Origin of the sequence: Ornithinibacillus xuwenensis (assembly GCF_039614845.1) — a bacterium.
Classification (GTDB): Bacteria; Bacillota; Bacilli; order Bacillales; family Amphibacillaceae; genus Ornithinibacillus; species Ornithinibacillus xuwenensis.
Window position 1 is genome coordinate 379,897 of sequence record NZ_JBDIML010000001.1, and the last position, 21,182, is coordinate 401,078.

The 21,182-nt window shown below is 36.9% G+C and carries 24 protein-coding genes; 22 read left to right on the plus strand and 2 right to left on the minus strand.

Going from position 1 to position 21,182, the window contains the following annotated elements:
- Window positions 1-49: 49 nt before the first annotated feature.
- Genes gcvT through gcvPB form a run of 3 tightly spaced genes read left to right on the plus strand, consistent with a single transcriptional unit; the run spans window position 50 to window position 3,981 of the window.
- Entirely contained in the window at window positions 50-1,165 is a 1,116-nt protein-coding gene (gene gcvT / locus ABC228_RS02300; protein ID WP_345823466.1) for a glycine cleavage system aminomethyltransferase GcvT, read from the plus strand.
- 13 nt (window positions 1,166-1,178) lie between these two features.
- A complete protein-coding gene (gcvPA, locus tag ABC228_RS02305; protein ID WP_345823467.1) occupies window positions 1,179-2,528 on the plus strand; it encodes an aminomethyl-transferring glycine dehydrogenase subunit GcvPA in 1,350 nt (449 codons plus the stop codon).
- Window positions 2,521-3,981, plus strand: a complete 1,461-nt coding sequence (gcvPB, locus tag ABC228_RS02310; protein ID WP_345823468.1) for an aminomethyl-transferring glycine dehydrogenase subunit GcvPB — start codon at window positions 2,521-2,523, stop codon at window positions 3,979-3,981. The genes gcvPA and gcvPB overlap by 8 nt, the downstream gene beginning before the upstream one ends.
- 47 nt (window positions 3,982-4,028) lie before the next feature.
- Here the strand turns inward: gcvPB and ABC228_RS02315 are convergent, their stop codons facing one another.
- Window positions 4,029-4,403: a rhodanese-like domain-containing protein gene (locus ABC228_RS02315; protein ID WP_345823469.1), complete on the minus strand. Its 375-nt coding sequence runs from the start codon at window positions 4,401-4,403 to the stop codon at window positions 4,029-4,031.
- 397 nt (window positions 4,404-4,800) lie between these two features.
- On the opposite strand from ABC228_RS02315, the gene ABC228_RS02320 reads away from it, so the two are divergent.
- The 5 genes from ABC228_RS02320 (at window position 4,801) to ABC228_RS02340 (ending at window position 10,542) form a co-directional block, all read left to right on the plus strand.
- A complete protein-coding gene (locus tag ABC228_RS02320) occupies window positions 4,801-7,359 on the plus strand; it encodes a vitamin B12-dependent ribonucleotide reductase (protein ID WP_345823470.1) in 2,559 nt (852 codons plus the stop codon).
- Window positions 7,360-7,696: 337 nt separating this feature from the next.
- Window positions 7,697-8,368 carry an HAD family hydrolase gene (locus ABC228_RS02325; RefSeq protein WP_345823471.1) on the plus strand — a complete coding sequence of 224 codons (672 nt, stop codon included), beginning with the start codon at window positions 7,697-7,699 and terminating at the stop codon, window positions 8,366-8,368.
- Window positions 8,369-8,410: 42 nt separating this feature from the next.
- Window positions 8,411-9,022, plus strand: a complete 612-nt coding sequence (locus ABC228_RS02330; RefSeq protein ID WP_345823472.1) for a YdcF family protein — start codon at window positions 8,411-8,413, stop codon at window positions 9,020-9,022.
- Between the two features lie 128 nt (window positions 9,023-9,150).
- The gene (gene mntR, locus ABC228_RS02335) at window positions 9,151-9,570 is read left to right on the plus strand and encodes a transcriptional regulator MntR (RefSeq protein WP_345823473.1); all 420 of its coding nucleotides are present in this window, start codon (window positions 9,151-9,153) and stop codon (window positions 9,568-9,570) included.
- An 81-nt stretch (window positions 9,571-9,651) separates the two neighbouring features.
- Window positions 9,652-10,542 carry a patatin-like phospholipase family protein gene (locus tag ABC228_RS02340; RefSeq protein WP_345823474.1) on the plus strand — a complete coding sequence of 297 codons (891 nt, stop codon included), beginning with the start codon at window positions 9,652-9,654 and terminating at the stop codon, window positions 10,540-10,542.
- 13 nt (window positions 10,543-10,555) lie between these two features.
- On the opposite strand, the gene ABC228_RS02345 is transcribed toward ABC228_RS02340, so the two are convergent.
- Window positions 10,556-10,936: an SA1362 family protein gene (locus ABC228_RS02345; protein WP_345823475.1), complete on the minus strand. Its 381-nt coding sequence runs from the start codon at window positions 10,934-10,936 to the stop codon at window positions 10,556-10,558.
- A 235-nt stretch (window positions 10,937-11,171) separates the two neighbouring features.
- Here ABC228_RS02345 and ABC228_RS02350 point away from each other — a divergent pair, with 235 nt between their 5' ends.
- The 14 genes from ABC228_RS02350 (at window position 11,172) to accC (ending at window position 21,180) form a co-directional block, all read left to right on the plus strand.
- A complete protein-coding gene (locus tag ABC228_RS02350; RefSeq protein WP_427902203.1) occupies window positions 11,172-11,690 on the plus strand; it encodes a YqhR family membrane protein in 519 nt (172 codons plus the stop codon).
- Between the two features lie 167 nt (window positions 11,691-11,857).
- Window positions 11,858-12,916, plus strand: coding sequence for a M24 family metallopeptidase (locus ABC228_RS02355; RefSeq protein ID WP_427902204.1), 1,059 nt, complete (start codon window positions 11,858-11,860; stop codon window positions 12,914-12,916).
- 29 nt (window positions 12,917-12,945) lie between these two features.
- The gene (gene efp, locus ABC228_RS02360; RefSeq protein WP_345823477.1) at window positions 12,946-13,503 is read left to right on the plus strand and encodes an elongation factor P; all 558 of its coding nucleotides are present in this window, start codon (window positions 12,946-12,948) and stop codon (window positions 13,501-13,503) included.
- A gap of 147 nt (window positions 13,504-13,650) precedes the next feature.
- Window positions 13,651-13,791, plus strand: a complete 141-nt coding sequence (locus ABC228_RS02365) for a hypothetical protein (RefSeq protein WP_345823478.1) — start codon at window positions 13,651-13,653, stop codon at window positions 13,789-13,791.
- 198 nt (window positions 13,792-13,989) lie between these two features.
- Complete coding sequence (gene spoIIIAA / locus ABC228_RS02370; RefSeq protein WP_345823479.1) at window positions 13,990-14,976, plus strand: stage III sporulation protein AA; 987 nt, start codon at window positions 13,990-13,992, stop codon at window positions 14,974-14,976.
- A complete protein-coding gene (gene spoIIIAB, locus ABC228_RS02375) occupies window positions 14,912-15,424 on the plus strand; it encodes a stage III sporulation protein SpoIIIAB (protein WP_345823480.1) in 513 nt (170 codons plus the stop codon). The genes spoIIIAA and spoIIIAB overlap by 65 nt, the downstream gene beginning before the upstream one ends.
- Before the next feature lie 18 nt (window positions 15,425-15,442).
- Complete coding sequence (gene spoIIIAC, locus ABC228_RS02380) at window positions 15,443-15,649, plus strand: stage III sporulation protein AC (RefSeq protein WP_345823481.1); 207 nt, start codon at window positions 15,443-15,445, stop codon at window positions 15,647-15,649.
- A 6-nt stretch (window positions 15,650-15,655) separates the two neighbouring features.
- Complete coding sequence (gene spoIIIAD, locus ABC228_RS02385) at window positions 15,656-16,048, plus strand: stage III sporulation protein AD (RefSeq protein ID WP_345823482.1); 393 nt, start codon at window positions 15,656-15,658, stop codon at window positions 16,046-16,048.
- A 43-nt stretch (window positions 16,049-16,091) separates the two neighbouring features.
- Complete coding sequence (spoIIIAE, locus tag ABC228_RS02390; RefSeq protein WP_427902209.1) at window positions 16,092-17,264, plus strand: stage III sporulation protein AE; 1,173 nt, start codon at window positions 16,092-16,094, stop codon at window positions 17,262-17,264.
- A gap of 10 nt (window positions 17,265-17,274) precedes the next feature.
- The gene (spoIIIAF, locus tag ABC228_RS02395) at window positions 17,275-17,910 is read left to right on the plus strand and encodes a stage III sporulation protein AF (protein ID WP_345823484.1); all 636 of its coding nucleotides are present in this window, start codon (window positions 17,275-17,277) and stop codon (window positions 17,908-17,910) included.
- Window positions 17,907-18,524, plus strand: a complete 618-nt coding sequence (spoIIIAG, locus tag ABC228_RS02400; protein WP_345823485.1) for a stage III sporulation protein AG — start codon at window positions 17,907-17,909, stop codon at window positions 18,522-18,524. Before spoIIIAF ends, spoIIIAG begins: the two co-directional genes overlap by 4 nt.
- A 13-nt stretch (window positions 18,525-18,537) precedes the next feature.
- Window positions 18,538-19,083 (plus strand): SpoIIIAH-like family protein, encoded by a 546-nt coding sequence (locus ABC228_RS02405; protein WP_345823486.1) that lies wholly within the window; start codon window positions 18,538-18,540, stop codon window positions 19,081-19,083.
- 220 nt (window positions 19,084-19,303) lie between these two features.
- Complete coding sequence (accB, locus tag ABC228_RS02410) at window positions 19,304-19,804, plus strand: acetyl-CoA carboxylase biotin carboxyl carrier protein (protein WP_345823487.1); 501 nt, start codon at window positions 19,304-19,306, stop codon at window positions 19,802-19,804.
- A gap of 14 nt (window positions 19,805-19,818) precedes the next feature.
- Window positions 19,819-21,180, plus strand: a complete 1,362-nt coding sequence (gene accC, locus ABC228_RS02415) for an acetyl-CoA carboxylase biotin carboxylase subunit (RefSeq protein WP_345823488.1) — start codon at window positions 19,819-19,821, stop codon at window positions 21,178-21,180.
- Window positions 21,181-21,182: the final 2 nt, after the last annotated feature.

The window sequence follows — 21,182 nt, forward strand, 5'->3', positions numbered from 1 at the left end:
CTCTATTTTTATGGTTAAAAATTAGAAAATTTAAAAAGGAGTGGGAATTTTGAGCGAGCTGAAACGAACCCCAATCTACCCTGAATACGAGAAGCTTGGGGCAAAGACAATTGATTTTGGTGGCTGGGACTTACCAGTTCAGTTTTCTAGTATTAAACAAGAACATGAGAATACAAGAACGAAAGCCGGTTTATTTGATGTTTCTCATATGGGGGAAATTCTAGTAACGGGCCCCAAAAGCTTGGATTACCTGCAATACTTAACCACAAATGATGTATCAAAATTGATACCTAATAAAGCGCAGTATGCACTAATGTGCTATGAAGACGGTGGTACAGTTGATGATTTTCTAATTTATATGCTTGATGTTGATGAATATTTAGTAGTAGTAAATGCTGCAAATACGGAAAAAGACTTTGATTGGATGAAACAGAATAACCATTATACAAAAGAGGAAGTAGAACTTAAGAATGTATCTTCTGATTATGTGCAATTAGCCTTACAAGGACCAAGAGCTGAAGAAATCTTACAAACACTGACCGAAACAGATCTAAGCTCTATTAAGTTTTTCAGGTTTGAGAGAGAAGTCCTCTTATCAGGACTAAAAACACCAGCATTGGTTTCCAGAACTGGTTATACCGGTGAGGATGGCTTCGAAATTTATATTACGAAGGATGCAGGGGCGAGTCTTTGGAATCGCTTATTAGAAGCTGGAAGTGATAAAGGACTATTACCAATTGGTCTTGGAGCTAGAGATACACTTCGATTTGAGGCAAACCTGCCATTGTATGGTCAGGAGCTGTCTTCGAATATTACACCGATTGAAGCCGGATTAAATTTTGCTGTTAAGGTTAATAAAGAAGCTGATTTTATCGGCAAAGAAGTATTAAAAAACCAAGTAGAAAATGGCCCTACTAGAACATTAGTAGGAATTGAAATGATTGATAAAGGAATTCCTCGGCACGGCTATGAGGTATTTAGTGGTGAGGAAGAAGTAGGAATCGTTACTTCTGGTACACAATCACCTACCTTACAAAAAAATATAGGGCTAGCCCTGGTGAAAAAAGATTTTGCAATGGTAGGAACAGATTTAGATATTCAAGTGAGAAAGCGTAGATTGCGTGCTCAAGTAATTCCTAGACCGTTTTTAAAGCGGGATAAATAGAGGAGGGAATAAAATGGAATTTCGTTATTTACCAATGACTGAAGCAGATAAGAAGGAAATGTTAGATACTATTGGCGTAAGCTCTACAGATGAGCTTTTTTCGGATATTCCTGAGAAAGTTAGACTAAAACAACCCTTGAATTTAAAAGCTCCTGTAAATGAGGCAGACTTAAAAAAAGAACTAGCAAGAATGGCGAATAAAAACGTAAATTTAAAGGAATATTCCTCTTTTCTAGGGGCAGGTGTATATGACCATTTCATCCCTTCCGTAGTGGATCATGTTATATCACGCTCTGAATTCTATACGGCATATACACCGTATCAGCCTGAAATCTCTCAAGGTGAGCTACAAGCAATCTTTGAATTCCAAACGATGATTTCAGAATTAACTGGAATGCCTGTAGCGAATTCTTCTATGTATGATGGTGGAACCTCATTAGCAGAGGCTGTGAACTTAAGTGCTGCACAGACCAGAAAGAAAAAAGTTATTGTATCAAAGGCAGTTCATCCTGAATCACGTGCCGTAATTGAAACGTATGGAAAAGGACCAAATCTTGAAATTGTTGAAATTGATCATGTAAATGGTAGAACAGATTTAGAGCAGTTGAAGAGGGAATTAGATGAAAACACAGCAAGTGTTGTTATTCAGTACCCTAACTTCTTCGGTCAAGTGGAGCCATTAGCCGAAATTAGAGAGATACTTAACCAACAATCGAAAACGATGTTCATCGTATCTAGCAATCCACTTGCTTTAGGCTATTTAACACCTCCAGGAGAATTTGGAGCAGATATTGTAGTTGGTGATACACAGGTATTCGGTATTCCGGCGCAATTTGGAGGACCACATTGTGGCTACTTTGCTACAACTGAGAAATTAATGCGAAAAATACCAGGTCGTCTTGTTGGCCAAACAACTGATGAAAATGGTATTCGTGGATTTGTATTAACGTTACAAGCTCGAGAACAGCACATTCGACGTGACAAGGCAACCTCAAATATATGCTCTAACCAAGCACTAAATGCACTTGCAAGCTCTGTTGCAATGAGTTCGATTGGCAAACATGGGCTTAAGAAAATGGCTGAGCTAAATATGCAAAAAGCTAGATATGCAAAGCAAAAATTAATCGATGCCGGTGTTAAAGTTCTTACAGAGGGAGCTTTCTTTAATGAATTCGTTATAAAGCTACCGAAGAGCGTTCAACTCGTGAATGATGCCTTGTTAGAAAAAGGAATTATTGGAGGTTATGATCTAGCAACTGCTTATCCAGAGCTAGATGGCCATATGTTAGTTGCTGTAACAGAAATCCGTACAAAAGAAGAGATTGACGCTTTTGTAAAAGAAGTGGGGGATAGTCATGTCTAAAAAAGATTTTCCATTGATTTTTGAACGTAGCAAAGAAGGGCGAGTGAGCTATAGCTTACCAGAACTAGATATTCCAGAAGTAAACTTGGAGGAAGAGATTACAGATCGATACGTCAGAAAAGCTGCACCTGATCTTCCAGAGGTAAGTGAACTGGATATCGTTCGTCATTATACAGGTCTTTCAAATCGAAATTATGGAGTAGATTCAGGATTTTATCCTCTCGGCTCCTGCACAATGAAGTATAATCCGAAAATAAATGAAGATGTAGCTCGGTTTGAAGGGTTTAGTCATATCCATCCTTATCAAGATCCTAAAACCGTACAAGGTGCTCTTGAGATGATGTATGATCTACAGGTATCGTTAAAGGAGATTACTGGCATGGCAGGTGTTTCCCTTCAGTCAGCTGCCGGTGCTCATGGTGAGTGGACTGGATTAATGATGATTCGTGCTTTTCATGAAGCAAATGGTGATTATAATCGTACAAAGGTTATTGTACCTGACTCTGCTCATGGAACAAACCCAGCATCTGCTACAGTAGCTGGATTCGAAGCAGTAACAGTAAAGTCCAATGAAAAAGGTCTAGTTGATTTAGATGACCTAAAGCGAGTTGTAGGAGAAGATACAGCAGCTCTTATGCTTACAAATCCGAATACACTAGGGCTTTTTGAAACCGAAATTCTTGAAATGGCAGAAATTGTCCATCGTGCTGGTGGAAAGCTGTACTATGACGGTGCAAATTTAAATGCAATCATGGGCTATGCTCGCCCAGGAGATATGGGATTTGATGTGGTACATCTTAACTTACACAAAACATTCACTGGTCCACATGGCGGTGGAGGACCTGGTTCTGGTCCTGTAGGTGTTTCTGCTGAGCTTGAGCCATACTTGCCGAAGCCATTAATCGTCAAACAAGATAGCTTCTACACGTTTGACTATAATAGACCAAAATCAATCGGTAGAGTGAAGCCATATTACGGTAATTTTGGTATTAACCTTCGCGCCTATACGTATATTCGTACAATGGGTGGAGAAGGCTTGAAGAAAGTAAGTGAGTATGCCGTATTAAACGCAAACTATATGATGCGCAAGCTTGAAAAAGCCTATGATTTGCCATATACACAGCACTGTAAGCATGAATTCGTTCTTTCTGGTAGAAGGCAGAAAAAGCTTGGAGTACGTACATTGGATATCGCAAAACGTCTGCTTGATTTTGACTACCATCCACCAACCATATACTTCCCGTTAAATGTGGAAGAAGCACTAATGATAGAGCCCACTGAAACAGAATCAAAAGAAACGCTAGATGGATTTATTGAAACGATGCTAACAATTGCAGATGAAGTAGAATCAAATCCAGAGATGGTACAAGAAGCACCACATAATACGATTGTGAAGCGGATGGATGAAACGACTGCTGCTAGAAAACCTATTTTACGCTATTACAAATCATAGACATGAATAAACGCCTAAGGGTATTCCCTGTAGGCGTTTTCTGTCTTTTATAAACCGTTTTTTACTTTTCCAGTCCATTTCTTAAATCCACCTTTTAATTGGTAGATCTCTTGATATCCTTTTTTATGAAGAAGCTGTGCAGCTCTACTAGATCGTGCACCACTTTGACAATAAAGATATACTGGTTTATCCTTACGAATTTCGATTAGGCGCTGCTTCATTTGTGTAACTGGAATATTTCTAGCACCAAGCACATGCCCGTTTTTGAATTCTTGCGGCTCTCTAACGTCAATTAGTTGCGCTTTTCGATATCCTTCACGAAATTGTGTTTCTGTTATTGTTTTAAGGTAGCTACGTTGTCTCAGGTACCTAAATACCGATATAACAATAATTACAACAAGTGCTAATATAATATATTCCATCAAATTATTCCCCCGTCTTTCACTTTTGTACTTTTATATTATAGGCTGAAACAAGTATTTTTTCAAAGTTTTTCTTCGGACAAGTATTACCAAGTGATGTCGAATAAAGTCGAGAAGTTATTTCTTTATCACGATGAGTAATGTCATTGCAATTTTAAAATTTATTCATTTTATTAGTTTTTAAAGAGTTTATCTTTAAAATTCATTAATTACCTTAGATTTTTATTCTTTTTTGTTCATTGACAAAAATTTAGTAATATGCATTTTAAACTATATATAGTGTACATTAAAAAACCCGAACACAATATGTTGTAATTTGTAACTGGGGTGTGATATCTTTATATTAAATAATTCTAGATTAATAGAATGAGAAATATGTCAAATGAGGAGAGATAGAATGTCTACGGTTGTCGAATCAAGTACGAACATCAATGTGGAAATGCTGAATGAGGATATTAAGCTATTCCCACAGGTTCATCCAATAACACCAGATATGAAACTACTACATAAGGGTGTATCAAGACTAGTCATGCTAGACCGTTATTCGTTTAAAGACACTGAAAAGAAAAGCCTGAAGGTTGGCGATTTTGTCGTTTTAACGGTAAAAGCTGATCCAAAATTTCCTGCTAGAGGTCTTGGGTTTATTCAATCGATTAATTGGGATAACAACGAAGCGGTTGTAAAAGTTGAACCAGAATATGCGTCTGTTTTGGACGGTGAAGAAGCAGAGACTGGGCTTGTAAAGCGTGGATTAGATGTCATCGATAAACCACTAGAGGTTTATTACGAGCAAATTGCGAAGCGAAATGCTACCGGTTTAGCAAGTGTGGAATCATCCGAAGCTCTTCAAAAGGATTGGTTTGAAAAATTTTATAAGGAATTATCAAACTTAAACTTCATACCAGCTGGTAGAGTTTTGTATGGAGCAGGTGCGGATACCGATGTGACGTATTTTAACTGCTATGTGATGCCTTATGTGAAGGATTCTCGTGAGGGTATCTCTGAGCATAGAAAGCAAGTAATGGAGATCATGAGTCGCGGTGGTGGTGTTGGAACGAACGGTTCTACCTTACGTCCACGTAATGCTCTTGCAAGAGGTGTAAATGGAAAATCATCTGGTTCAGTATCCTGGCTGGACGATATCGCAAAACTAACTCATTTAGTGGAGCAAGGTGGTTCAAGACGTGGTGCACAAATGATTATGTTGGTTGATTCACATCCGGACATCATTGAGTTCATCATCTCAAAAATGCAAAATCCAAGAATTTTACGTTATCTAATCGAAAATACAGAAGATGAGCAAATTAAGAAGTTAGCACAGGAAAAGCTTAAATTCTCTCCATTGACTGAAACTGAAACTGATCTTTATCAAGGTGTTTTAAATTATAAAAACATTCCTGGCCAAGGCGGATTCCCAAATTCAGTTTTAAAGGAAGCAGAAGAAAAACTACGTACAGGTGGAACATACTCCGTACACAATTCAGAATTCTTAACGGGAGCAAATATATCGGTATGTATTACCAAAGAATTTATGGAAGCTGTAGAAAATGATACGTGGTACGAGCTTCGATTCCCTGATGTAGAAAATTATAATGAAGCCGAAATGAAAGCATATAACGAGGAATGGCATCAAGTTGGTGACGTGCGCAAATGGGAAGAAATGGGATTTGGTGTTCGTGTTTATCGTCGAATTAAGGCTCGTGAGTTATGGAATTTAATTAACATCTGTGCAACATACTCAGCCGAACCAGGAATATTCTTTATCGACAATGCAAATGACATGACAAATGCGAAAGCTTATGGAGATCAAGTTGTTGCTACCAACCCATGTGGAGAACAACCGCTTGCGCCATATTCTGTTTGTAACCTAGCCGCAGTAAACCTTGCTGAGATGGCTGATAAGGATTCTAATACCGTAAACTTTGAAAAACTAATGGAAACCGTAAGAGTTGGGGTTCGTATGCAGGACAATGTAATTGATGCGACACCGTACTTCTTAGCTGAAAACAAAAAGCAAGCATTAGGTGAACGACGTGTTGGTCTTGGAGTTATGGGTCTTCATGATCTACTAATTTATTGTGAAACTGAATATGGTTCCGAAAGTGGTAATGAATTAGTAGACAAGATCTTTGAAACAATCGCAACTACTGCTTACCGTGAGTCTATTGAGCTTGCAAAAGAAAAAGGTAGCTTCCCATTTCTGGTAGGAGAGACAAAAGAAGAAACGAATAATCTACGTCAAGCATTTATTAATACAGGCTATATGAAGAAGATGCCTGACGATATCCGTGAAGGCGTTCTTCAATACGGTATCCGTAATTCTCACCTACTAACAGTCGCACCTACTGGAAGTACTGGTACAATGGTTGGTGTAAGTACAGGATTAGAGCCGTATTTCTCATTCTCTTACTTTAGAAGTGGAAGATTGGGTAAGTTTATTGAAGTCAAAGCAGATATTGTTCAAGAATATCTAGATAGTCACCCAGAAGCAGATTCCAATAATCTGCCAGACTGGTTTGTAACAGCAATGGAATTATCACCTGAAGCTCATGCTGACACGCAATGCGTTATTCAACGTTGGGTAGATAGTTCCATCTCGAAAACCGTAAATGCACCAAAAGGCTATACAGTAGACCAAGTGGAAAATGTGTACAGAAGACTGTATCGAGGTGGTGCAAAAGGTGGTACGGTGTACGTAGATGGTAGCCGTGATTCACAAGTCCTAACTTTAAAAGCAGAAGAAAATAGCTTTGAACAAACAGAACTGTTTGAAGATAGTAATGAGCCTAAAAAAGTAGTATTGATGGATACCATTCAAGAACTTAAATCAACAGATGTAACAATTGGGTCAGAGGTTGGAGATACTTGCCCGGTATGTCGAGAAGGTAGTGTGGAGGATATCGGTGGCTGCAATACTTGCACGAGCTGTGGAGCTCAATTGAAGTGCGGTCTATAAAAAACTTTACACAAAGGTTATCAAACGAAAGGTTTGATAGCCTTTTTTGTTTTAAATGCCATATTGTGTCGGGTTAAATGTGATAAAATTACTTCCATAATAAATTATAAATTGTTATTTCATATTCTTAATCGAATAGGAAGAGGCACTTTGAATCATGAGGAGAAAAAAGATCGAATCAAGGCAGCACCGAAATAATGTTCAATAATGTATTTGGGATTTTATCGTAGAAGTGTGCTCATGGGTACCAGAAATTATCATGATTCCGTTTAGTACTATATGGTTGCTATGAGGGATATAGAGGTTCATTACTATATTGCAATAAGGGAGTAACATAATGATTAAAGCTGTTTTATTTGATCTTGATGGAACTTTATTAAATCGTGATGAATCCGTTAGACGTTTTATTGAGGATCAATATGAGCGATTTCATACAAATTTTAATCATATCTCGAAAGAAACTTATATGTCACGATTTTTAGAATTAGAGCATCATGGCTATGTTTGGAAGGACAAGGTATATCAACAATTAACGTTAGAATTAGAAATTAATAACCTTTCAAGCGATTTTTTACTTGAAGACTACATGGATTACTTTAAACATCATTGTGTTCCATTTCCAAATCTACTTCACCTGTTAGAGGTACTCAAACAGAAAAACTACCTGCTCGGTATCATCACAAATGGCATTGGAACATTTCAAATGAATTCAATAGAAGCGTTGGGTATGAAAGCATACTTTGACTTGATTAAAATATCTGAGTGGGAAGGGCTTCGAAAACCGAATCCAGATATTTTTCATCATTCTTTAAAGGAACTAAAGATTTTACCTTCTGAAGCAATTTATGTAGGCGACAGTCCAGTAAATGATGTGGAGGCTGCATACAATATAGGTATGATTGGTGTTTGGAAACGTCATATAGCGTATGAAAATTTTGCAACAAATTATACGATTGACGATTTATTAGAGCTCCTAGTTCTGCTTCAAGAATTGGAGAGTAATAATTAACTTGCTTCCTGTCATAATAACCAAATGAAAAGAGGTGCCCACATGCTAATTTCTTCCTTAGAACCAGAAAACCTCTCTGATGATCAAATGCGGACGCTATTATTCCGTGGGATTAGTGATGACCATCATAGTGGAGACTGCATATTTGTTCCTGGGAGCAGTAAAGCAGTTCAATATCGATTGCCCAAGGCCGTACAATTATATCAAGAAGGTAGAGCTAGTAAAATATTATTTTCTGGTGGTGTAATTTGGGAAGGGGAATCTGATCCAGAGGCTATTTTGCTGAAGCAAGAAGCGATACGTCTTGGTGTTAAAGAACAAGATATATTAATAGAGGATAACTCATTGCATACGAAAGAAAATGTCCTAGCATCGTTGTTAGTACTTGATCGAGCATTCAATTTACATGAAATAGAGCGATTGATCTTGGTAAGCACACATTATCATATGAGAAGACTACATTTGACCTTTAAGACTTATATGCCGAACTGGATTGATTACACACTCTGTCCAGCTAATGATCGCAATACGAGGGAAGATAATTGGAATTTATCGGAGATTGGCTTAGGGCGAGTAAAGACAGAAAGTGAAAAATTAATCCGATATGTAAAACAAGGTGTACTAGAAGATGCAGTGATTGACCTTCTTTCATAATTGAGAAAAAGCGCCTTATTTCGATGGGCTTCCTGTAAACACTTGTCTATATTCGTATTTTCTTGTATCCTCAATATAGAAACACTTTTGCCTATGATAAAAAATATTCTATGAATCGAGGAGACATTATGCCTACACCTAGTATGGAGGATTATATTGAAATTATATATAATTTAATTGATTCAAAAGGCTATGCCCGTGTTTCGGATATAGCAGAAGCATTAGATGTTCATCCATCTTCTGTCACAAAGATGGTGCAAAAGCTCGATAAAGACGATTATTTATTATACGAAAAATATAGAGGGTTTATCTTAACGGATAAAGGAAAAAAAGTTGGAGAACGTTTAGTTTTTCGTCATGAGCTATTAGAAGATTTCCTAGAGATTATTGGTGTTGAACAAGAAAATATCTATAATGATGTTGAAGGAATTGAGCATCATTTAAGCTGGAACTCAATCGACCGATTAGGAGACTTAGTGAAATATTTTAAAATGGATTCCAAAAGAGTAGATGCACTCCGTGAAATTCAAAAGGAAAATAATAAATAACAGCATAGGTTAAGAAGGACAATGTTCTATTTTCATACACTCTCGCTTACACATAATATAAAAGTGATAAGGAGATGAGGAATGAAGATTGACATTGTCTTCTCTGGTGGTGGAGTAAAGGCATTTGCATTTATCGGTGCGCTAGAAAGTATCCAAAAGAAAAACTATGAATTTGAACGAGTTGCTGGTACATCCGCTGGAGCAATATTAGCTGCGTTTTTAGCAGCAGGCTACAAGACAGCTGAAATAAATAGTCTATTAAATAAACTAGATCTTCATGAGTTTCTCGATACACCTCGTCTTAGTAAATTTCTTCCAGGTAGTAAATGGTTCTTTTTATACTTTCAAATGGGAATCTATCGAGGTGATAAATTCGAGAAATGGATTTACCATCAGCTTGCTAAGAAAGGTATTTATACTTTCGGAGATTTAAAACGAGGCTATTTAAAAGTGGTTGTGAGTGACTTAACACTAGGAAAGCTTGTCATTCTGCCAGATGATTTAGAACGAGTATATGGAATAGATCCAAGTGCATTCCCAATCGCCAAGGCCGTCCGAATGAGTGCAGGATTTCCATATTTTTTTATGCCTAAAAAGATTATTGGAAATAAAAATGAGAAAAGTATCATTGTTGATGGCGGATTATTAAGTAATTTTCCTATCTGGGTTTTTGAAAATGATACAAGTAGACGTATAAGACCGATACTTGGTGTTAAATTAAGTGATTCTCCAGAACATACTCCCCCAAGAAAGATTAAAAACGCACTTGATATGCTACATGCCTTATTTACAACTATGAAGCAAGCACATGATGCCAGATATATTTCAAAATCTCAAAAAGATAATATCATATTTATTCCCGTCAAAAATGTTCATACAACTAATTTTATGATAGAAGATGAAGTGAAGGTCAAGCTAATGGAAAGTGGAAGAGATGAGGCTGCCAAATTTTTAAAATACTGGTCCACATAAAAAACGAGCAACCTTAATTGGATGCTCGTTTTTTCCGTTTTGCTTTATTCCCATCAATTACTCGCAAGTGAGATGGGCGCCTTTTCGTTTTTTTCTTTAAAGTACTCGGCGTGTTTTGACTACTATTGGTAGATGAGCTATTGTGATAATGCGAATACTTGGATTTTGATTGTCTTACCGCTTGCTTATATTTTTTGGAATCTGCGGAAGAAGAATGACGTCCCCCCAGCACAAAATAATAAAGCACGCCAACTATTATTACCCCAATAATTGCTGTTATTAGCAAGTTTGAGATGAAGCCGGCTGCATTCGTAAATAGTGTTGAAATTAGCCCAATTGCTGCTAGTCCAATCAGTCCATAAATGAAGTATGCTATTGGTGATTTTTTTCTCATGACGAACTTTCCTTTCTTATGTTATGTATTCACATTTTCCTTCCATTCTACATCAACATACAGTTTCCTTAATTAACTTTATTAATAGATTATAGCTTTCATACTATAGTATAATTCTTACCTTATCATTGTAAAATATTCAACTTTCAGGTAATAAATAGGCAAACAATTGAGGAAAAACTTTCTGTAATTGCATTTAAAGCAATGGGTAATACTAAAAATGGAGGTGGATGTTTTGGAAGATAAGAAACTTGAACAAAACAAACAGGAAGAATCATCCTCATTTTTAGGAAGATCAATATTGACAGGGTTTATTGGAGGAATTATCGCAAGTCTATTAGGAATATTCATGTATTATTTCAATTTTTCGGAAGTATCCGCGAAATCATATCTTATTCGAACCTGGTCAAAAGCTGCTTGGACAGATACTTGGTTAGCCGACTTGGTATCTACTAGCTTGATTGGAATATTATCGATTGGCGTTGCAATCATTTACTACGGTATCCTCAAAAAGATATATTCTATTTGGATGGGAGTAGTTTATGGTTTAGTAATTTGGGGGATTGTTTTCTTTATCTTACAACCTATGTTTCCAAATATTCCTAGTGTAGCTGAGATGGAAATGAAGACGATTGTGTCAACAATGTGTCTTTATATTTTATATGGTACATTCATCGGGTATTCAATTTCATTTGATTATCATGATACTGTTTTAAAGACTTCGAAGGAAAAAGCAAAGGATTCATCAGAATAGTCACAGATGTCAAGGAACAAAATCAATATTCAAATTTGTCTATTTATGATAAACTGATAAGGTCCAAAAGAAATAGAGAGAAGCAGTGTGGGTCAACTAATTTCTGACCCTGCATAAGCAGTTAGCTATCTATGCTATCGAGTAGAAATGGGAAAGGGATGAAGAGAATGAAACTTAGTAAAATTAGAGAATCGCTTAAAGCGTTAAATCTTGATGCTTTACTGATTACCAGTCCAATTAACCGGAGATATGTTACTGGTTTTACAGGAACTGCTGGAATTGCGCTTATTAGTGCTGATGAAGCTATATTTATAACTGATTTTCGGTATACTGAACAAGCTACAGATCAGGCGAAGGAATTTAATGTTATTGAACATAAGCAATTAATTGAGCAGGAGGTTCATGCACAGTTAAAACGACTACAAGTGAAACGACTTGGTTTTGAAAAGAATCATGTAACTTATTCTACATACGATCAATATCAAAACTTGTTTGATGCTGAATTAGTCCCTACTAGTGATATTGTGGAAAAAATCCGCTTAATAAAAACACCAGAAGAACTTACCGTACTACAGAAGGCTGCTAACATTGCTGATGCTGCATTCGAACATATTCAGGGCTATATTAAACCAGGTGTAAAAGAAATCGAAATATCAAACGAACTTGAATTCTTTATGAGAAGACAAGGAGCTACATCATCTAGCTTTGATATTATTGTTGCTTCTGGTTTTCGCTCTGCTATGCCACACGGTGTTGCTTCTTCTAAAGAGATCCAAGCTGGTGAATTAGTTACGCTTGATTATGGTGCACTTTATGAAGGTTATGTATCCGATATTACACGTACCTTTGCAGTAGGTGAAATAAGCGAGGAATTAAGAAAAATATATGATACTGTACTGGAAGCTCAACTACGAGGCGTCGATGGCATTAAGCCAGGAATGACTGGGAAAGAAGCAGATGCCTTAACACGAGACTATATTACTGAGCAGGGTTACGGTGAATATTTTGGACATTCTACTGGCCATGGAATTGGGTTAGAGGTACATGAAGGTCCAGGATTATCTTCACGAAGTGAGTTGAAACTGGAGCCTGGTATGGTTGTAACGGTTGAACCGGGTATTTATATTCCAAATGTCGGTGGTTGTAGAATTGAAGATGACATTATTGTTACGGAAAATGGTAATGAGCGTCTAACGAAGTCACCAAAAGAATTAATACAGCTGTAGGTTTCGCTTTTATTTAAGGAGGAAATAGTATGATTTCAGTAAATGATTTTAAAACAGGTTTAACGATTGAAATGGATAATGATGTATGGCAAGTAGTGGACTTCCAACACGTAAAACCAGGTAAAGGTGCCGCTTTTGTAAGATCCAAACTACGCAACTTAAAAAATGGAAATATCCAAGAGAAAACTTTTCGCGCAGGTGAAAAAGTAGGCAAAGCCCATGTTGAACATAAAAAAATGCAATACTTATATGCATCAGGTGCTTCTCATGCCTTTATGGATACTGCTACGTATGAACAAATCGAGCTAACTGAAGCTCAAATTGAACACGAGTTGAAGTTCATTAAAGAAAATATGGAAGTATCGATCATGACCTATAACGATGAAATGATTGGGATTGATTTACCAAATAACGTAGAGCTTGAAGTAGTGGAAACAGAACCAGGAATAAAAGGGGACACAGCTAGTGGTGGTTCTAAACCAGCTACAGTAGAAACTGGATTAGTCGTACAAGTACCTTTCTTCATAAATCCTGGGGATAAGCTAGTAATCAACACTGCAGATGGAAAATATGTTTCCAGAGCTTAATCTTTAAACATTATAAAAGTGGACATTAATTAGAATTAATTAGTGGCCACTTTTTTTGTTCGATTAATTGTGACTCCAAAATTGTATTAGTCTAATCATCATGGGTAAATTAACTAGAAATACCAGATGAAGTTGGAGGGAACATGAATGACCAAAGAAGAAAGACTAAATGAAGAGGCAGCATTAAATAATAATTTGGATTCTTCAACACTGCGTAGGAATCGTGAAATTACTAATCCAAACCCTAGTATGGATCGTAATACGAAAAAAACAAAACGCAACTATTAAATTGCTTTATTTTAATAATAACCGCTATAAGGGCTTAGTCACTCATGACTGAGCTTTTTTTATTCTGCTCTATTATTCCTCTACTATTAGTCATAAAATCTGCTATTAGACATACATTTACTTATAGAAAGTAATCAGCTCTAACAGGAAAGAAATTTATGTATTAATTTTTAACAATAACTAAAGTGAGGACAGGCTATGCAGGAGATATTACGGTTGTTTCCAGTAGAAATTCAAGCAGATGTAATTAAAAAAATTGGAAATCGCTGGGACATGCTTCAGGAGATTCGAGTTCGACTAAACCAGCCTTTAGAATTTATATTTGATCATGGCATTGAATGGATTTCGAGCGTTAGGCCGAATAAAAAGGACAACATCTTTATGATCAATCAGTTGAGTGAATTCTCATTATATCGGATGGAAGATGAGCTTCGAGAGGGCTATATTACGATTGAAGGTGGACATCGCGTTGGTATTGCTGGAAAAGTAAATACCACAAATGGTTCGGTGAAGGCAATCCAGTATATAACTTTTCTAAACATACGTATTGCAAAAGAAAAGATTGGTGTTGCTAATCCAATTATTCCATATCTTTATGAAAATGGGTTTGTTAATACCTTGTTTGTTGGATCTCCTCAATCAGGTAAAACCACACTTATTCGTGATGTCATTCGAATTATTTCTTCTGGATGGAATCACATAGGGCCTAAGAAGGTCGGAGTAGTAGATGAACGCTCTGAAATTGCTGCATGTCTAAATGGAATTCCACAACATAATCTAGGGAAACGAACGGATGTTTTAGATGCTTGTCCAAAAGCAGAAGGTATGATGATGATGATACGTTCCATGTCTCCTGAAATATTAGTAGTAGATGAGATTGGCACAGAAAAAGATGTACAAGCTCTAACGAATGCTATAAATGCTGGTGTAACCATTATTTGTACCATGCATGGTCAATCTCTAGACGAGTTAAAGAAAAGACCTTCTATAAAACCTTTACTTGAGAAGAAAGTATTTCAGAGAATCATACTTCTCAAAGGACAATCATCACCAGGAACCATTGAGAAGATATATAACGAGAATGAAAAAAATCTGTATCAGAAATCGAGGTGCTTACCTAATGAAGTGGATCGGGGCACTGCTGTTCATCAGCGCGACAACATGGCTCGGATTCGAGTGGAGTAACAGACTGACGAAGCGTCCAAAGCATATTAGGCAATTAATCAATGCTCTACAAGTTTTAGAGGCAGAAATCCTTTATAGCCAGCTCCCACTTCAAGACGCTTTTGCCTCTATTGCAAAACAAATACCAGCGCCATGTTCAGCTTTTTTTAATTCTTTAAAAGAAAGAATGCTAGAAAGCTATATCGATTTTGAAATCACCTGGGAGGAAAGTGTGCAGTTGTATATTGAGCAGTCTAGCCTAGGTACAAATGAAGAAGAAATCCTCCTACAGTTTGGTAGAACATTGGGCCAGCATGATTTTGACCAACAACAAAAACATATACAGCTAACGATTAAACATCTGGAGAGGGAATTACAAGATGCAAGAGAAGATCAGGAAAAGTATGGGAAAATGGCAAAGAATCTAGGCTTTTTAACTGGTCTGTTTATTGTGTTATTGCTCATATAAGAAGGAAGGGGCTGCTTTATGGTTACAGATGCATCTATTTTATTTCAAATAGCAGGTATTGGAATTATTGTTGCATTAATCCATACGATTCTGAAGCAAATGGGGAAAGAAGAAATTGCGCAATTTGTGACGTTGGTTGGATTTATTATCGTACTTGTTGTAGTCATCAACGGATTGTCTGACCTTTTCCAGCAAATTAAGTCAGTGTTTCTTTTCCAAGGGTAGGGATTTATGGATATTATTCAAATTGTCACTCTCGGAATCATTGCGAGTATATTATACATCATCCTTAAAGACATGCGCGGCCCCTTTGCATTTATCATCATACTTATAACCGGGATTGCACTGTTTTTAGCAATTATCAATCAAATAGGTGCAGTCATAAAATTAATTGAATCATTAGGGCAAAAAGCTGCAATTAGCGGAATGTATATTGAGACTATCTTAAAGATAATCGGCATTGCCTATATCACTGAGCTCGGTGCTAGTATTACGAAAGATGCTGGCCTTGGTGCTGTTGCTTCCAAAATTGAACTAGCAGGAAAAATATTCATTTTACTTCTAGCAATCCCAATTATTTCAGCTGTCGTTGAAGCAATATTAAATTTCTTACCTTCTACGTAACCTGTAAAAGATTTATTAAGGAAGGGAGCAAAGGTAGTGCATGATGAAACATATTAGACGAATCTTACTTCTATTTTTACTCATTATCTTTAGTGGACAAGCAATTGCTTTTGCTGAAGAGCAGTCAGAAGCTCCTGTAGATGAGATGCTGTTAGAGGATATCTCCTTTGATGGCATTCAAGGGTATTGGAATACGCTTGTAGACAATTATGGAGGCTATATACCAGAGCTAGAGAAAACGAGTCTCTATGATTTTATTAAGGGGAACGATGAATTCTCTATCAAAAATGCTTTGGCAGGGGGACTAGAGTATTTACTCCACGAAATTATATTAAACGGGAAGCTTCTGGGATCATTGATCCTGCTCACATTATTTTCAGTTTTATTACAAACAATGCATACCGCCTTTGAACGAACAACCGTTAGTAAAATTGCTTATTTTGTCGTCTATATTATTCTGATATTTATTGCATTAAATAGTTTTTATTTGGCCGTTTCCTATGCGAAGGACGCGATTGGTATGATGAGTAGCTTTATGATTGCACTAATTCCCTTAGTATTAGGCTTAATGGCCTCCTTTGGAAGTGTTATTTCTGTTTCTTTTTTTAGTCCTATCGTCTATTTTCTAATTAATGCAAGCGGGATATTAGTATCCAATTTTATTCTTCCGTTACTATTTTTGTCTGCCATTCTAATTATTGTTAGTAGTTTAAATGATAATCATAAGGTTACCCACCTTGCAGATTTGTTTCGCTCTGTTGGTTTAGGCACTTTAGGGGTGTTTTTAACCATATTTATTGGTGTGTTATCTGTCCAGGGTGCAGCCAGTGCTATACAGGATGGAGTTGCCATGAAAACCGCAAAGTTTGTTACGGGTAATTTTATACCTGTTGTTGGAAGAACTTTCACAGATGCAGCAGACACGGTGTTAAGTGCATCATTGCTTTTAAAGAATGCGGTAGGAATAGTGGGTGTAGCGATTATTATCTTTATTGCGTTATTTCCTGCAGTGAAAATATTTGCTATTGCGCTTATTTATAAGGTTGCTGCCGCTATTTTACAGCCAATTGCCGATGGTCCCATTATTACAAGCTTAAATACAATCAGTAAATATATCGTCTATATTTTAGCATGTCTACTAGCGGTTTCTTTAATGTTTTTCTTAGCAATTGTCATTATTGTGACTGCAAGTAATCTTACGCTATTACTTCGATAGGGTGATGGAAATGGATTTACTTATACAATGGGTTTCGCAGATTATTGTGTTTATATTACTAGCCACAATAATTGATCTACTAGTACCAGCTGGAAGTATGAAGAAATATATCAAATTTGTTGTTGGATTAGTACTCATTTTAATATTTCTTCAACCAATCTTTCATCTGTTTCAGTTCGATGTCGAGCAAGCGATAAATAATACCTTCTCTGGTATTTTTAGTGAAAATGCAGAGGCATCGGAAGGAGAAAATTTAATCGAAATTCAAAAAAGTGAAATACAATCAACAACTGGTGCATATATTGAAGAACAAATGGTTGTCCAATTGAAAGATATAGCAAAAGCTCCTCTATTGGACAAATACCAAGCAGAAATAACAGCTATCAAGTTTCATTATGTAGAGGGGGCATCGTACACGGACGAGGAGCTATTAGAAAAACTTGAGGAAGTCGTTGTTTATCTAAGAGACTCAGAGGCAGGGGAGGGAACAGTGAATGCAGTAGAGGATGTTGTAATTGATTCAAGGAATCAACAATCAAGCTCAAATGATAATGTGGATCTTGAGGGGATGCAATCCTTGTTACGTGATATCTGGGAACTATCAGATAAGAAATTAACCGTTATATGGGAGGGAGGGGCATCTTGATAAATAAATTACAAGAATTCCTAAAAGAAAAAATAAACGGATCCAAAAAAACTGCTTACATCATTATTATTGGATTAGTCAGTCTACTCGTAATCTTAGTTGGAAACATATTTTCTACCTCATCCCAGGAGGATTTGGGACAAGAATTACCAAGAATGGAATTGGAATCTAAGTCCGAGGAAGTTAGTTCCCAAGAATCCACAACGACATCCGATGTTAGTGAGTTAGAAGATAGCTATAAGAAGCAATTAGAAGATATGTTAGAGAAGATTAATGGCGTTTCAGAGGTAGAGGTTATGGTCAATTTAGATTCTACGAAAGTAAAAGTATTTGAAAAGAATCTAATCAAGGGACAGCAAAACACAGAAGAAACTGACCAAAACGGTGGAACAAGACAAATCGAAGAAAATACGGAGGAAACACAAACCGTCATCGTAAGACAAGGCGATCAAGAAACACCGCTTTTAGTTCAAACGAAGAAACCAGAAGTTAGAGGTGTGTTCGTGGTGGCGCAAGGTGTTGAAAAAGCCACAGTCAAACAATGGGTAGTGGAAGCTGTGTCAAGAGTGCTTGATGTTCCAACACATAGAGTCTCTGTAATGCCTAAAAACTAAGGAGGATGAAATAATGTTAAAAAAACAAACTGTATGGTTATTAACAATGCTAAGCCTAATGATTGTGTTGAGTGTATATTATATGACATCAGATCCGAATGACTTTGCATACGGAAATCTAGGGGATGACGAAACAGAGCAAACTTCAGGTGAAACGACGGATGGAGAAGCAGAAGGGAATGTTGATGTAACACAAGGCGGTGATGAGGTATTTGCTACCTTACGGATGGAGTTACAAGATGAACGAAGTAAGAAGAAAGATAGACTAAACGCTATTGTGGCTTCCAGTACAGCATCAGCTGAAGAGATAAAAGATGCCATGGAGCAAATGGATAAAATAGATGAGGTTTCTACAAAAGAGACATTTTTAGAAGAAAGTATTTTAGCCTCTGCTGAATATCAGGATGTGTTAGTTCGTCATGATGGTGATACGGTACATGTTAATGTGATAGTAGACGAGCTATCAAAAACAGAGACTCTAAACATTATGCAATTAGTTCGAGATGAGTTCGGCGAAATTGTAGTTGATGTTAGCTTCCAACCTACAACAGAAAGCTGATGATTGTTTTAGCATCAAGTCTAATGGCTTGATGTTTTTTGTTTTCCTCGCAATTTCTATGTCAGATTGTTATAATTACGGTGATGAAAACGCTTTAATTTGTATGGGGAAATTCATTTCTTGAAGTTATGTGTTGAAGTTTCGCTTGTATTTATCGTAAAATACTAAGAGGAGTTATTAGTACCTAATATTAAAAACTAGGGTAAGGGAGTGCTTAATCATGTTAAAAGTACAAGAAATACGTGAAATAATTAAATTAGTAGATCAATCATCCATTAATGAGTTCACTTACGAAACAAATGGTACCAAAGTATCCATGAAGAAATTATCGGAGAGCGTAGCTGTTCAAGCGACTCCTAGTGTTAATATACCGAAAGAAGTAACAACTACTTCACCTGTCCAACCTCCTGTTCAGGAATCAAAAGAAGAAGTTGCTGTAGAAAAATCGGCAGAAACTAAACAAGAAAGCAATGTTGAGTTCGATTTTGAAATCACATCTCCAATGGTAGGAACGTTTTATAGTTCCCCAAATCCGGAAAGTGATCCATTTGTATCAAAAGGTAGTTCTGTTTCGAAGGATTCAGTTGTTTGTATCGTAGAAGCAATGAAGTTATTCAATGAAATTGAAGCGGAAGTATCAGGTGAGATTGTTGAAATTTTAGTTGAAAACGGGGAACTAGTAGAATATGGACAACCGTTATTTAGAGTAAAAACAAAATAAGGGGACGTGCTAAGATGATTAAGAAATTGCTAGTTGCCAACAGAGGAGAAATAGCTGTCCGCATTATTCGCGCATGTAAAGAAATGGGGATTGAAACTGTTGCAGTATACTCAGAAGCGGACAAGGAGTCACTACATGTTCAGTTGGCGGATGAAGCATATTGTATCGGACCAAATTCTAGTAAAGATAGCTATTTGAATTTTACGAACATCATGAGTGTTGCAACATCAACCGAAGTAGATGCTATCCATCCAGGTTACGGATTTTTAGCTGAAAATGCTGATTTCGCGGAAATTTGTAAAGCATGCAATATAACATTTGTAGGTCCAACTCCAGAGGCAATTCAAAAGATGGGAATTAAGGATGTTGCTCGTGAAACCATGCGAGAAGCAAATGTTCCAATTGTACCTGGTTCTGACGGTATTATTGAAAGTGAAGAGCAGGCAATGGAAATAGCCAATACGATTGGTTACCCAGTTATCATTAAAGCTACTGCTGGTGGCGGTGGTAAGGGAATTCGTGTCGCTCGAACAGAAGATGATCTTATAAAAGGGATTCGCATCACGCAAAAGGAAGCAGAAACAGCGTTTGGTAACCCTGGAGTATACATCGAAAAATTTATTGAAGATTTTCGCCATGTCGAGATTCAAGTAATCGCTGATACGCATGGAAATGTGGTTCATCTAGGGGAAAGAGATTGCAGCATTCAACGCCGTTTACAAAAATTGATTGAAGAAACACCTTCTCCTGCACTAAATGAAGAAATTCGTGCTAAAATGGGAGGAGCAGCTGTAAAGGCTGCACAGGCAGTTAATTATGTAGGTGCTGGAACAATAGAATTTATTTTTGACAGAAAGACAAAAGACTTTTATTTTATGGAAATGAATACACGAATTCAAGTGGAACATCCAGTAACGGAAATGGTTACGGGAATTGACTTAATCAAAGAACAGATTAAGGTTGCAAATGGTGAGGTCCTCTCGGTTAAGCAAGAGGAAGTTACATTTAATGGGTGGGCTATTGAATGCCGTATTAATGCAGAGCATCCATTTAAGAATTTCATGCCATCTCCAGGGAAGATTAAAATGTATTTACCTCCTGGTGGATTAGGTGTTCGTGTGGATTCCGCTGCTTATCCAGGATATTCGATACCTCCATATTATGACTCCATGATTGCCAAACTAATTACTTATGGTTCTACACGAGAGGAAGCAGTTTTACGGATGAAACGTGCACTTGATGAGTTTCTTGTTGAAGGCGTACATACAACAATTCCGTTCCATCGTTTAATCATGGATCATGAAGTATTTGTTTCTGGTGATTTTAATACGAATTTCTTGGAAGAGAATCCTATTGTTGAACCAGTGAATGATTAACA

Bases quoted from the DNA above. Each gene is read 5' to 3' on its own strand.
- spoIIIAF (WP_345823484.1), top strand. From the start codon at position 17,275: ATGGATTTACTTATACAATGGGTTTCGCAGATTATTGTGTTTATATTA.
- ABC228_RS02405 (WP_345823486.1), top strand. From the start codon at position 18,538: ATGTTAAAAAAACAAACTGTATGGTTATTAACAATGCTAAGCCTAATG.
- efp (WP_345823477.1), top strand. From the start codon at position 12,946: ATGATTTCAGTAAATGATTTTAAAACAGGTTTAACGATTGAAATGGAT.
- gcvPA (WP_345823467.1), top strand. From the start codon at position 1,179: ATGGAATTTCGTTATTTACCAATGACTGAAGCAGATAAGAAGGAAATG.
- ABC228_RS02320 (WP_345823470.1), top strand. From the start codon at position 4,801: ATGTCTACGGTTGTCGAATCAAGTACGAACATCAATGTGGAAATGCTG.
- accC (WP_345823488.1), top strand. From the start codon at position 19,819: ATGATTAAGAAATTGCTAGTTGCCAACAGAGGAGAAATAGCTGTCCGC.
- ABC228_RS02355 (WP_427902204.1), top strand. From the start codon at position 11,858: ATGAAACTTAGTAAAATTAGAGAATCGCTTAAAGCGTTAAATCTTGAT.
- gcvPB (WP_345823468.1), top strand. From the start codon at position 2,521: ATGTCTAAAAAAGATTTTCCATTGATTTTTGAACGTAGCAAAGAAGGG.
- ABC228_RS02330 (WP_345823472.1), top strand. From the start codon at position 8,411: ATGCTAATTTCTTCCTTAGAACCAGAAAACCTCTCTGATGATCAAATG.
- mntR (WP_345823473.1), top strand. From the start codon at position 9,151: ATGCCTACACCTAGTATGGAGGATTATATTGAAATTATATATAATTTA.
- spoIIIAD (WP_345823482.1), top strand. From the start codon at position 15,656: ATGGATATTATTCAAATTGTCACTCTCGGAATCATTGCGAGTATATTA.
- ABC228_RS02325 (WP_345823471.1), top strand. From the start codon at position 7,697: ATGATTAAAGCTGTTTTATTTGATCTTGATGGAACTTTATTAAATCGT.
- spoIIIAC (WP_345823481.1), top strand. From the start codon at position 15,443: ATGGTTACAGATGCATCTATTTTATTTCAAATAGCAGGTATTGGAATT.
- spoIIIAA (WP_345823479.1), top strand. From the start codon at position 13,990: ATGCAGGAGATATTACGGTTGTTTCCAGTAGAAATTCAAGCAGATGTA.
- ABC228_RS02315 (WP_345823469.1), bottom strand. From the start codon at position 4,403: ATGGAATATATTATATTAGCACTTGTTGTAATTATTGTTATATCGGTA.
- accB (WP_345823487.1), top strand. From the start codon at position 19,304: ATGTTAAAAGTACAAGAAATACGTGAAATAATTAAATTAGTAGATCAA.
- spoIIIAB (WP_345823480.1), top strand. From the start codon at position 14,912: ATGAAGTGGATCGGGGCACTGCTGTTCATCAGCGCGACAACATGGCTC.
- ABC228_RS02345 (WP_345823475.1), bottom strand. From the start codon at position 10,936: ATGAGAAAAAAATCACCAATAGCATACTTCATTTATGGACTGATTGGA.
- ABC228_RS02365 (WP_345823478.1), top strand. From the start codon at position 13,651: ATGACCAAAGAAGAAAGACTAAATGAAGAGGCAGCATTAAATAATAAT.
- spoIIIAE (WP_427902209.1), top strand. From the start codon at position 16,092: ATGAAACATATTAGACGAATCTTACTTCTATTTTTACTCATTATCTTT.
- ABC228_RS02340 (WP_345823474.1), top strand. From the start codon at position 9,652: ATGAAGATTGACATTGTCTTCTCTGGTGGTGGAGTAAAGGCATTTGCA.